We start from the raw sequence: 216 nt of genomic DNA on the forward strand, positions 1-216 counted from the left end.
ACAAGGCCAGCCAGCAAAGCAGCACATGCGAACGAATCCGCTCGTCCTTCCGGTGATACATGGGACGGATGTCCAACGTCGTCTTCAGCGTCCGAAACGCGGACTCCACCATCAGGAGCTGCTTGTATCCCAGCGCGACATCTTCCGTCGACAGCGTGTCGTCGGAGGTGCGGATCAGGTACTTCCCGTCCAGATGAGCCGCTTGCCGCACGGCCT

General features: G+C 60.6%; 1 pseudogene. It reads right to left on the minus strand.

The features are described from left to right. A pseudogene (locus tag J3481_RS14580) lies at positions 1-216 on the minus strand (IS1634 family transposase); the annotation flags it as partial.

It is taken from the genome of Alicyclobacillus fructus (assembly GCF_017329605.1).
Taxonomy (GTDB): Bacteria; Bacillota; Bacilli; order Alicyclobacillales; family Alicyclobacillaceae; genus Alicyclobacillus; species Alicyclobacillus fructus.